Origin of the sequence: Streptomyces sp. NPDC002680 (genome assembly GCF_042889145.1) — a bacterium.
GTDB lineage: Bacteria > Actinomycetota > Actinomycetes > Streptomycetales > Streptomycetaceae > Streptomyces > Streptomyces adonidis.
Genome location: NZ_JBIAQP010000002.1, coordinates 472,764 through 484,900, shown reverse-complemented (window position 1 = coordinate 484,900; position 12,137 = coordinate 472,764). Strand labels below are relative to the sequence as shown.

Sequence of the window (12,137 nt, the reverse complement as noted above, 5' to 3'; positions counted from 1 at the left end):
CTAAAACACCGGCACCGCTGCCTAGAACACCGACTCCGCCTCGTCCATCCGGTCCTTCGGGACCGTCTTCAACTCAGTGACCGCCTCCGCCAGCGGCACCATCACCACGTCCGTCCCGCGCAGCGCCGTCATCCGCCCGAACGTGCCCTGGTGCGCGGCCTCCACCGCGTGCCAGCCGAAGCGGGTCGCGAGGACTCGGTCGTACGCGGTGGGCGTGCCGCCGCGCTGGATGTGGCCGAGGATGACCGGCTTGGCCTCCTTGCCGAGCCGGCGTTCCAGCTCGTACGCGAGTGCCGTACCGATGCCCTGGAAGCGCTCGTGGCCGAACTGGTCGATCGCGCCGTGGCCGTAGTCCATGCTGCCCTCGGCGGGGTGCGCGCCCTCGGCGACGCAGATGACCGCGAACTTCTTGCCGCGCGCGAACCGTTCCTCGACCATCTTCACCAGGTGGGCCGGGTCGAAGGGGCGTTCGGGCAGGCAGATGCCGTGGGCGCCGGCGGCCATGCCGGACTCCAGGGCGATCCAGCCCGCGTGCCGTCCCATGACCTCGACGACCATCACGCGCTGGTGGGACTCGGCGGTGGTCTTGAGGCGGTCCATCGCCTCCGTCGCGACACCCACCGCCGTGTCGAAGCCGAAGGTCCGGTCCGTGGACGAGATGTCGTTGTCGATCGTCTTCGGGACGCCGACCACCGGCAGACCCGCGTCGCTCAGCATCCGCGCCGCCGTGAGCGTGCCCTCGCCGCCGATCGGGATCAGCACGTCGATACCGAACTCGCGGGCCATGTCCTGCGCGTTCTCGCAGGCCTCGCGGAGCCGGTCGCGCTGGAGGCGGGAGGAGCCGAGGATCGTGCCGCCGCGGGCCAGGATGCCGCTGACCGCGTCGAGGTCGAGCGTGCGGTAGCGGCCGTCGAGCAGACCAGCGTAGCCGTCCTCGAAGCCGATGACCTCGTCGTCGTACTGAGTGACCGCTCGGTGCACGACCGACCGGATCACTGCGTTCAGGCCGGGGCAGTCGCCACCTGCGGTGAGAACTCCGATACGCATCGTGCTGTGTCTCCTGCTCGCTGTGATCGCTCTGCGGGCTTTTGATACCGGTGAGCCATTCCAATTGTTTCACGCCCTGGCACACCCCCGATCCTGACGGGCCTACCAGGTGCCCTGGCAGGCGCCGCAGGTACTGTCGAACGAAACCGAGCGACGAAACGGAGAGCACGCGTGACGACCCGCAGCGTGTACGTGACCGGCATCGACCGGGGCGACGGCCGCCAGGTCGTCGAGCTGGGGGTCATGGAGCTGCTGACCCGGCAGGTCGACCGGGTCGGCGTCTTCCGCCCCCTGGTGCACGACAACCCGGACCGTCTCTTCGAGCTGCTGCGCGCCCGCTACCGCCTCTCCCAGGACCCGGCGACCGTGTACGGCATGGACTACCCGGAGGCGTCCGCGCTCCAGGCCGAGCAGGGCACCGACGAACTCGTCTCCACCCTCGTCGACCGCTTCCTCCGGGTCGCCCGTGAGTACGACGTCGTCCTCGTCCTCGGCACCGACTTCGCCGACACCCAGTTCCCGGACGAGCTGGCCCTCAACGCCCGTCTCGCGAACGAGTTCGGCGCGTCCGTCGTCGCGGTCGTCGGCGGTCGCCACCAGACCGCCGAGTCGGTGCTCGCCGAGACCCGCAACGCGTACCGCGCGTACGAGGCGCTGGGCTGCGACGTCCTCGCGATGGTCGCCAACCGCGTCGCCCGCGAGGACCGCGCCGGGATAGCCGAGCGCCTCGACTCCCGCCTCCCCGTGCCCTGTTACGTCCTCCCCGACGAGCCCGCCCTCTCCGCGCCGACGGTCGCCCAGATCACCCACGCGCTCGGCGGCACGGTGGTCCTCGGCGACGACTCGGGCCTCGCCCGTGACGCGCTGGACTTCGTCTTCGGCGGCGCGATGCTGCCCAACTTCCTCACCGCGCTGACCCCGGGCTGCCTGGTCGTCACCCCCGGCGACCGCGCCGACCTGGTCGTCGGCGCCCTCGCCGCGCACAGCGCCGGTACGCCGCCCATCGCGGGCGTCCTGCTGACCCTGAACGAGCGCCCCAGCGACGAGGTACTCACCCTCGCCGCCCGGCTCGCCCCCGGCACCCCGGTCGTCTCCGTGGCCGGCACCAGCTTCCCCACCGCCGCCCAACTCTTCTCCCTGGAGGGGAAGTTGAACGCGGCCACCCCGCGCAAGGCGGAAACCGCCCTCGGTCTCTTCGAGCGTCATGTGGACACCTCGGAACTTCTCAAGCGGGTCTCCGCACCCAGCAGCGACCGTGTCACGCCGATGATGTTCGAGCACAAGCTCCTCGAACGCGCCCGCGCCGACAAGCGCCGCGTCGTCCTCCCCGAGGGCGCCGAGGAACGCGTCCTGCACGCCGCCGAGGTGCTGCTGCGCCGTGGCGTGTGCGACCTGACGCTGCTCGGCCCGGTCGACGGCATCCGCAAGAAGGCCGCCGACCTGGGCATCGACCTCGGCGACACCCAGCTGATCGACCCGGCGACCTCCGAACTCCGGGACACCTTCGCCGAGAAGTACGCCGCCCTCCGCGCCCACCGGGGCGTCACGGTCGAGCTGGCCTACGACGTCGTCTCGGACGTCAACTACTTCGGCACCCTGATGGTCCAGGAGGGCCTGGCCGACGGCATGGTGTCGGGGTCGGTCCACTCCACGGCCGCGACGATCCGGCCCGCCTTCGAGATCATCAAGACCAAGCCGGACGCCGACATCGTCTCCTCCGTCTTCTTCATGTGCCTGGCCGACAAGGTCCTCGTCTACGGCGACTGTGCGGTAAACCCCGACCCGAACGCCGAGCAGCTGGCCGACATCGCCATCCAGTCGGCCGCCACCGCCGAGCAGTTCGGCGTCGAGCCGAGGATCGCGATGCTGTCGTACTCGACGGGCACGTCCGGGTCGGGCGCCGACGTCGACAAGGTGCGGGAGGCGACGGAACTGGTGCGCTCGCGGCGCCCTGACCTCCGTATCGAAGGACCCATCCAGTACGACGCGGCCGTGGAGCCGACCGTCGCCGCCACGAAACTCCCCGGCTCCGAAGTCGCGGGCCAGGCAAGCGTGTTGATCTTCCCGGACCTCAACACCGGGAACAACACCTACAAGGCCGTGCAGCGTTCGGCCGGCGCGATCGCCGTCGGCCCGGTCCTCCAGGGCCTGCGCAAGCCCGTCAACGACCTGTCCCGGGGCGCCCTGGTCCCGGACATCGTCACGACGGTCGCGATCACCGCGATCCAGGCCCAGACCACCGACTCCGCCCCGAAGGTGCCCCACCAGTGACCGCGACCCGCGTCCTCGTCCTCAACTCCGGTTCGTCCTCCCTCAAGTACCAGCTGCTCGACATGCGCGACAGCAGCCGGCTCGCCGTCGGCCTGGTGGAACGCATCGGTGAGGAGACCTCCCGCCTGAAGCACACCCCGCTGGCGACGGGTGGGGAGTCCCGTGAGCGCACGGGCCCGATCGCCGACCACGAGGCGGCTCTCCAGGCGGTGGCGGAGGAGCTGGCGAAGGACCGACTGGGCCTGGACTCGCCCCAGTTGGCGGCCATAGGGCATCGCGTCGTGCACGGCGGCCAGTCCTTCACCGAACCGACGGTCGTCGACGACACGGTCCTCGCGGAGATCGAGCGTCTGATCCCGGTGGCGCCGCTCCACAACCCGGCGAACCTCACCGGCATCCGTACCGCCCAGGCCCTGCGCCCCGACCTCCCCCAGGTCGCGGTCTTCGACACGGCCTTCCACACCACGATGCCGGAGTCGGCGGCCCGCTACGCGATCGACGTGAAGACGGCCGACGAGTACCGGATCAGACGGTACGGGTTCCACGGCACGTCCCACGCGTACGTGTCCCGGGAGACGGCGAAGCTCCTCGGCCGGGCGCCCGAGGACGTGAACGTGATCGTGCTGCACCTGGGGAACGGCGCGTCCGCGTCCGCCGTACAGGGCGGCAGGTGTGTGGACACCTCGATGGGGCTGACGCCGCTGGAGGGGCTGGTGATGGGGACGCGGTCCGGTGACCTGGATCCGGCCGTCATCTTCCATTTGGCGCGTGTTGGCGGAATGTCCACGGACGAGATCGACACTCTTCTCAACAAGAAGAGCGGCTTGATCGGCCTGTGCGGAGACAACGACATGCGGGAAATCCGCCGCCGTATCGACGAGGGCGGCGCGGACGCCCCGGCGGCCCGGCTGGCCTTCGACATATACATCCACCGTCTGAAGAAGTACATCGGCGCCTATTACGCGGTACTCGGCCGGGTGGACGCCATCGCGTTCACGGCCGGGGTCGGCGAGAACGCGGCGCCGGTGCGCGAGGCTGCGACGGCCGGTCTGGAGGGGCTGGGCGTGGCCGTGGACGGCGCTCTGAACGCCGTACGGAGCCCCGAGGCCAGGCTGATCTCGCCGGCGGGCTCCCGGGTCGCGGTAGCGGTCGTGCCGACGGACGAGGAGCTGGAGATCGCGACACAGACGTACGCACTGGTGAGAACGGACGGCTGACGGCAGCCGGCGACAACTGAAGGCAACTCGCGACAACTGAGCAGACTTAACGGATATTGATGGGAGAGCCTCACCTGAGCGCCATCCTGCCCTTTTGTGTTCAGGCCATGCCTTCTGCGGTCTTCTACGTCGTCCACCAGGCGGAATATTCCGAAGCGAAACAAACCGATAGGATCGCCCCATGCGCCGTTCGAAAATCGTTTGTACTCTCGGCCCCGCGGTCGACTCCCATGAAATGCTCGTCTCGCTGATCGAGGCCGGCATGAACGTGGCCCGGTTCAACTTCAGCCACGGCTCGCACGCCGAGCACCAGGGCCGGTACGACCGGGTCAGGGCCGCCGCCAAGGAGACCGGCCGGGCGATCGGCGTCCTGGCCGACCTCCAGGGCCCGAAGATCCGCCTGGAGACCTTCGCGGAGGGCCCCGTCGAGCTGGTCCGGGGCGACGAGTTCGTCATCACCACCGAGGACGTCCCCGGTGACAAGACCATCTGCGGTACGACGTACAAGGGCCTGCCGGGTGATGTGTCCCGCGGCGACCAGATCCTGATCAACGACGGCAACGTCGAGCTGAAGGTCCTGGACGTCGAGGGTTCGCGGGTGAAGTCGATCGTCATCGAGGGCGGCGTCATCTCGGACCACAAGGGCATCAACCTGCCCGGCGCGGCCGTGAACGTCCCGGCCCTGTCCGAGAAGGACATCGAGGACCTGCGCTTCGCCCTGCGCATGGGCTGCGACCTGGTCGCGCTGTCCTTCGTCCGCGACGCCGCCGACGTGGACGACGTCCACAAGATCATGGACGAGGAGGGCCGCCGCGTCCCCGTCATCGCCAAGGTGGAGAAGCCGCAGGCGGTCGACAACATGGAGGCCGTCGTCGCGGCCTTCGACGGTGTGATGGTGGCCCGTGGCGACCTCGCCGTCGAGTACCCCCTGGAGCGGGTCCCGATGGTGCAGAAGCGCCTCGTGGAGCTGTGCCGGCGCAACGCCAAGCCGGTGATCGTCGCGACCCAGATGATGGAGTCGATGATCACCAACTCCCGCCCGACGCGCGCCGAGGCGTCCGACGTGGCGAACGCGATCCTGGACGGCGCGGACGCGGTCATGCTGTCCGCGGAGTCGAGCGTGGGCGCCTACCCGATCGAGACGGTCAAGACGATGTCGAAGATCGTGGCGGCGGCGGAGGACGAACTCCTCTCCAAGGGCCTCCAGCCCCTGGTCCCCGGCAAGAAGCCGAAGACGCAGGGCGGTTCGGTCGCCCGCGCGGCCTGCGAGATCGCCGACTTCCTCGGCGGCACGGGCCTGGTCGCCTTCACCAAGTCCGGCGACACGGCCCGCCGTCTCTCCCGCTACCGCGCGGCCCAGCCGATCGTCGCCTTCACGACGGACGAGGGCACCCGCAACCAGCTGGCCCTGAGCTGGGGCGTCGACTCGTACGTCGTCCCGTTCGTTAACAGCACGGACGAGATGGTCTCCCTGGTCGACCAGGAGATGCTGAAGCTGGGCCGCTTCAAGGTGGGCGAGGTCGTCGTCATGACGGCCGGCTCCCCGCCCGGCGTCCCGGGCACGACGAACATGGTCCGGGTGCATCACCTGGGCGAGGGCGAACACGCCTGATCTGCGGTTGCATTTGTACGACGGTGAGGGCGCCCCCTGTGGCAGGGGGCGCCCTCGGTGTACAGCCCTCGTCGCGTCAGTCCCGCTGAAGGCCCTGTTCGACCGCGCCCTCCGGGTGGCCGAGGCGTTCGCCGAGTGTCACCAGCGCCGCCCGACATGGGCCGTCCAGCGGCAGCGCGTGGTGTCTGACCGCGCGCAGGAAGAGCCGGAAACCGAGGTCGGCGTCCGCCCCGGTTACGACCTGCTCCAGCGCCGGTACCAGGGGGGCGGACAGCGGCAGCGGGTTGAAGACCTCTCCTTCCTCGTGTGCCCGTGTCAGCGCGGCGGCCACCGGCGCCATCGCCCCGTACACGGCGGCGCGCAGCGACTCGTCCGTCACGGGGTCGGCCGGGGGCGGGGTGAAGCCGGGGTCACGGTGGGATTCCGCCGCGAGCCAGGCCGATTCGATCCGCTCCAGCCACTCCCGCGCTCCGACCTGCTGCTTGGCCGGGTCGAACGCGTAGTCCGTCGAACCGACCCAGGCCGTGCGGATCGTGTCGTCCGCCAGGCCGGAGTCCAGTAGCCGCCGTACGTCACGGCCCAGCTGCCGGGACGCCGGGTGGCCGAGCTCCCGGACCGACCGTTCGGTGATCAGGAGCATGGCCGAGACCGGCCCCCGCTCGATGAGGCAGTCCATCTCCGCAGGAGGCAGATCCGCCAGCTCGTCGCACTGCTCGGAGAGCCAGGTGAGGCCGGTCTCGTAGGTCATCTCTACTCCGGGTAGGCCGTGTAGACGACCCAGGTCTTGGGCTTCATGTGCCCCTTGGCGAACTTCAGCTGGATCACCACCGTGTTGCCGACGGCCTGGCCTGCCGAGTCGCCGCCTCTCACCCACTTCGTACCGAGTGAGGCGCCGCGCCCGGTGAACGGTATGCGGATGGGCAGCAGGTCCTTCCTCGGGTCGAAGCCGATGCCCTTGCCGACCCGCTGGGCCTGCCTGAGGCGCCAGGCCTCCAGCTTGTCCGCGTTGCCGGGCAGCCTGATCCAGTCTGCCATGCCCTTCTCGACCGCCTCGGCGGCGATGGCCTTGCTGGTCCACTGCGTCGCCACGCCGTCCCTGGCCAGCTTGTCGGCCAGCTTCTGCGGGGTGAGGTCCACATGGTCGTTGAGGGTGTGCGCACCCTCGATGCCCTCGTCGGCGAGGATGTTGGTGCAGTTGTGCACCAGGACGTCGCGGGAGCGCTGCCCGGCCGTGCCGACGTAGAACGAGTGGAACCCGTCGACCGTGAGGTCGAACACCTCGCTGGGCGCCAGGCCGGCGCGGTCCCGCAGGCCCTGCACCCGGTGCAGGCCCCCGTCGGGGGTGCGCAGGCGGTCGCCCACCCGCAGGTCCGAGACCAGGGTCCAGCCGCGCTCCGGGACGTAGAACCGGTGACCGGCCGTGCTGGTCAGGACTCCGCCGCTGACGGTGATGTCCACCAGCCGTGTGGTGTCGTGGCTGAAGGCCGCGGTCACCGGCTGGGCCGTGGACTGCCCGCTCCGCGGGTCGGTGGCCAGCACCGTCTCACCGACACGCACGTCGCGGATCGCCTTGCGGGAGCCGTCCGCCATGAGCACCTGGGTGCCTCCGGGGAAACTGTTCCGGGTGCAGGCGGTGACCAGGTCCTCGTACGTGTCGACCGTGTTCTCGATCTTGGAGAGGGTCGCCGGGTCGATGTCCAGTTTTCTCAGCGCGTTGAGCGCCTCCCGCACTCCGGTGCCCGAGCGCATGGCGGTCTTCAGGGCGTTGAGCCCCTCGACGACCTTGCCCAGTGCCTTGCCCGGGATGAAGTTGGACGCCGCCCAGGCGCAGCCGGACACACTGCCGTGCCAGCAGTCCAGGAAGTCCTGGACCAGGATCTGCTTGCCCACCTCGAGATAGGTCTTGAGCAGGCCCTGAAGGATCTCCCACTGGGTGAATGTCTTGGTGATGTCCTTCTTCAGGCCGGTGAAGGGCTGTGAACCCAGGTGCACCGTGTCCGCCGACGGGCAGCCCGACTGGGTCGCCGGCACGTCGGAGTTGGTGCACAGGTAGTAGTCGACCTTGACGTTGAAGGTGTAGGTGAAGGTGACCGTGCAACTCGTGCCGATGCCGGGCGGCAGCTCGCACGGCTGTTGCTGCCTGACATTCGTGACCTCGACGCTGTCCTCGTCCACGACGAAGAACGTGCCGCCGCCGAAGCTGGTGCCGGCGCCGTCGCTGACCGTCTTGTTGGCGGCCTTGCGTTCGGCGGACTCGGCTGCCCGCTGTGCTGATTCGGCGAATGCCTGGGCGTCCTTGGCGGCTTCCTCCGCCGCCGTCGCCGCGGCGTCGGCCCGTTCGGCTGCGGCCCTGGCCTGGCTCGCGGACTCCTCCGCCTGTGCGGCAGCGGTGCGGGCCGCGGCGGCGTCGAGGGCGGCTGCGTCCGCGGAGGTGCGGGCCGCGTCGGCGTAGCCCTCGGCGCGGCCTGCGGCCTTGTCGGCGGCCACCGCGTCGGCCGTGGCCTGCCGGCCGTACTCGATGGTGCGGGCGAGCGACTGCTGTGCCTTCGCGGCGGCGGTCGCCGCGGCAGCCGCGTAGGTCAGTGCCTCCTTCGAGTAACCGCGGGCGTCCGCAGCGTACTTGGCGGCGTTCGCCGCGTGCTGGTAGGCGACCTTGGCGTCGCCCTGTGCCTGGTCGGCGATGACCTGGGCGGCGGCGGCCTCCTCGGCCGCGTTGACGGCGTGGGCGTCCGCGACGGCCTTCTGCTGTTCGGCGATGGTCTTCGCCGCCTGGCCGGACAGGACCACCAGGGAAGCGGCCGAGTCCTTGGTGACGTACGGCGAGCCGAGCTGGATCGCGTCGTTCGCGGGAGCCGCGACCTGCGCGGCCGAGCTCCCGGCGTCCACCGCCGCCTGCGCGGTGACATAGGCGAACCCCGCCGCCTTCGCTGCGGCGGCGGTGGCCTTGTCGGCCTCGGCCTGCGCCGCGTCCGCCTCGGCCTTGGCCGTCTTCGCCTGCGCCTCGGCCTCGTTGGCCGCCTCGACCGACAACGCGGCCTCGGCCGAGGCGTGCTCGGAGGCGTCGATGGCGTCGGCGGCGGCGCTGGTCGCGGTGCGCACCGCGGCGTCCGCCCGCAGCTTCGCCGCCTGCGCCTCGTCCGCGGCTGCCCGGGAGCGCTTGGCCGCGGCCTCCGCGCGGGTCGCCGCCGCGTCAGCGTCCGCTGCCGCCTGGGTGGCCGCGTCGGCCGCGGTACGGGCCCGGCCTGCCGCCGACTCGGCGTCTTCCGCGTGCCGGTCGGCCTCATCGGCAGCCGCCCGCGCGGCGTCCGCCGCGTCCCCCGCTGTCAGGGATTCGGCGTAGGCCTCCTTGGCGTCGGCCTTGGCGCGCGCCGCGTCCGCCTTCTGCTCGGCGTCCCACGCGTCGTCGCGCAGTTCCCCGGCACGGTCCCGGGCATTCTCGGCGTCCGTCTTCCGGGCCACCGCGGTGGCCTCCGACGCCTCGGCCCTGCCCTTGGCAGTCTCGGCGTTGGCCGCTTCGGCCTCCGCGGTCTGCCGGTGCCGGGCCGCCTCCGACCTCTTGACGTCGGCGGTCTCCTTCTCCTTCTTCGCCGTGGCCTCTTCGGCCTCGGCCTTCAGCCGCTTGGCGTGCGCGTCGGCAGCAGCCGCCTTGGCGTCGGCCTCCGCGACCAGGGACTCGGCGAGCTTGGCCTCGGCCAGCTCCTTGTCCTTCTTGGCGTTGTCACGGTGCAGCTTGGCCGCGTCCGCGGCCGCCTTGGCCTGCAGTTCGGCCCGGTAGGCCGCCTGCTTGCGGAACTCGGCCTTGGACTGCGCGGCCTGCGCGAGCGCCCGCTGGGCGATCGTGGCGCTGTCCGCGGCAGCCGCCCGAGTGGCCGCCTCGGCGGTCTCGCCGGCCTTCACCAGCGCCGCGACCGCGGCTGCCGCTCCCTGCGTGACCTGCGCCTTCTGCTGGCCCACCAGCAGACCGCGGCCCCGCGGCGCCCCGTTGGCGTCCGCGATCGCGTACGCCGCCTGTTCGGCGGTGGCGCTGGCGGTCTGGGCGGCCGTGGCGGCCGTGGCCTGGCGCTTGAGCTCGGCCAGCTCGGCCTGCGCTCCGGTGCGCGCGGCGGTCAGCCGCTGCGTGGCCTTGGTGAACTCCGCCGCCGGCGGCACTGTGCCGTTGTGCGCGGAGACCTTGAACAGCACCTTCTGCGTGGCAGCGGTGCTGCAGACGGCCGCGAGCGCGTCCTGTCCGGCGGTGTACGTGGGGAAGTTGAGGCACTTGTTCGCGCCCAGGTTCTGCAGGGTGGCGCCGGCCCGGACGCTGAACTTCCACACCTGCTTGGGCGTGCCGTTGCAGGCCGAGATCTGGATCTTCGTCAGGTTGGTGGCGAGGTCGAGGCACTTCTGCGAGTTCACGTTCTGCAGGCTGTAGCCCTCGCCGTAGCCCCCGTTGACCCGCCACTGCTGGGCGGTGGCCGTGGAGCAGGCGACGACCTCGACAGCCGTGCCGTTCGCGGTGCCGGCCCCCTGCACGCCCAGGCACTTGCCGCTCGCGCCCGGGATCTGGACGGTCATCGGGGAGTCGCCGATCCAGCCGATGCCGCCCGAGGACCAGTAGTCCTGCCAGCGGGTGATGTGGTCGGCGACCCACGAGTGGCCGAGCATCTTGCCCATCGACTCGGAGGCCACGGTCAGCGCCTGGACGGCGTTCTTGTTCGCGGTCAGGATGTCGTTGCGCTTGGCGGCCTGCGAGCCGATCTCCTGCTGCCACTCCGCCCCGGCGGTCGCGGACACCTCGCCCAGGACCTTCTCCGGGTCGATCGGGTCACGCCACGCACAGGCGGCGAACCGGGACTTGAGGTCCTCGACCGCGACCCGGTGCTCGGCGGTACCCGCCACCGGTGCCTTGTTCGGGAAGCCGCCCGAGCTGAGGAAGAGGCGGGCGTTGTCCGCGCCGGTCGGCTCCAGGCTCCAGTCGGTCAGGTACTCGTAGGCGTCCCGCAGGGCGAGCCGCCGGTTCCAGTCCGGCAGAGACGGATCAGGGTCGCTGCCGTACAGCGGCTGTCCCAGGGCTTTGACCGCCGCGACGGTCGCCGCGTCGGCCGGCGGAGTCGCATCCTCGTAGAAGTCGCTCTCGGACTTCCAGAACCGGTCGGCGATCCACGCCGTGAGACCGGTCTGGGAGTGGAAGTCCTCACCGTCGTCACCGCTGGTCCCGGGCGGCCACCGGAAGTCGGCGACGGAACGGAAGCCGCCCGGCGTCTCGAGCCCGGTGATCTTCCAGCTGTCGTGGAGCGCGTCGAGCCGGTTCAGCTCGGCGAGCGCGGCATCCCGGTCGGACTTGTACGCGATGGCGAGCGGGGTGTTCTCCCAGTGGGCCCGGTCGGCCAGCACGCGCAGCCGCTCCGGACTCTGGTTGAGCGCGTCCTTCGCGGTGGCGGCCATGGTCGGCCCGCCCAGCCGCAGTACGTCGCTCATCAGGCACTGGTCCTGCCGCAACTGCTCGGCGGCGGTGTCCTCGTACCAGTCGTAGTCGGCGGCCGGTTCGGTCCGCGGTGCCGTGTACTCGTTGTTCACACCCACCCCGGCCACCAGGGCCAGGGCGAGCGTCGGCGGGAGCAGAACGCCGGTCAGGCGAGAGAGTCTGGGCAGGGTTCTGGAAGACCCTGGGGATCTGGAGCGCAATGGAGTACCAGTCTGATCAGGGAGCGACGGGAGGATGTGGCGGGCTCGCGTGACTCAGCGGCCTCGCGCCCTCGAACCTGACGGTCGCTCGGGCAATGGATCCGAACAGAGATCACAGGCCTGCGCCCGGGGGCCGGAACGGTCCCGGGAATTGGCAGGCGTGAATGCGGATTATCTTTGCGGACTGATTCGTCGAGGTGTTCTCGGAGTTGTTCGCACGTCGATGCCTGCCTGGATGGTCGGTCCGGATGATCGGTCTCGTCCGGCAGGAAGAAAGCACGACGAACACTCGCCCACGGCCGACCGGTGGCGTCACAGGCGGCTCG

General features: G+C 70.6%; 6 protein-coding genes. 3 read left to right on the top strand and 3 right to left on the bottom strand.

What is annotated here, in order from left to right; translation table 11 throughout:
- Positions 1-21 precede the first annotated feature (21 nt).
- Positions 22-1,047, bottom strand: a complete 1,026-nt coding sequence (locus ACFYXF_RS08745; protein ID WP_389348836.1) for an ATP-dependent 6-phosphofructokinase — start codon at positions 1,045-1,047, stop codon at positions 22-24.
- 171 nt (positions 1,048-1,218) lie between these two features.
- Here ACFYXF_RS08745 and pta point away from each other — a divergent pair, with 171 nt between their 5' ends.
- The 3 genes from pta (at position 1,219) to pyk (ending at position 6,147) form a co-directional block, all read left to right on the top strand.
- Positions 1,219-3,318: a phosphate acetyltransferase gene (pta, locus tag ACFYXF_RS08740; RefSeq protein WP_389348835.1), complete on the top strand. Its 2,100-nt coding sequence runs from the start codon at positions 1,219-1,221 to the stop codon at positions 3,316-3,318.
- Positions 3,315-4,535: an acetate kinase gene (locus tag ACFYXF_RS08735; RefSeq protein ID WP_389348834.1), complete on the top strand. Its 1,221-nt coding sequence runs from the start codon at positions 3,315-3,317 to the stop codon at positions 4,533-4,535. Before pta ends, ACFYXF_RS08735 begins: the two co-directional genes overlap by 4 nt.
- 181 nt (positions 4,536-4,716) lie before the next feature.
- The gene (pyk, locus tag ACFYXF_RS08730; protein WP_389348833.1) at positions 4,717-6,147 is read left to right on the top strand and encodes a pyruvate kinase; all 1,431 of its coding nucleotides are present in this window, start codon (positions 4,717-4,719) and stop codon (positions 6,145-6,147) included.
- A 76-nt stretch (positions 6,148-6,223) separates the two neighbouring features.
- Here pyk and ACFYXF_RS08725 read toward each other — a convergent pair whose 3' ends face one another.
- A complete protein-coding gene (locus ACFYXF_RS08725; protein ID WP_389348832.1) occupies positions 6,224-6,895 on the bottom strand; it encodes a hypothetical protein in 672 nt (223 codons plus the stop codon).
- Between the two features lie 2 nt (positions 6,896-6,897).
- The gene (locus ACFYXF_RS08720; protein WP_389349011.1) at positions 6,898-11,703 is read right to left on the bottom strand and encodes a polymorphic toxin-type HINT domain-containing protein; all 4,806 of its coding nucleotides are present in this window, start codon (positions 11,701-11,703) and stop codon (positions 6,898-6,900) included.
- Positions 11,704-12,137: the final 434 nt, after the last annotated feature.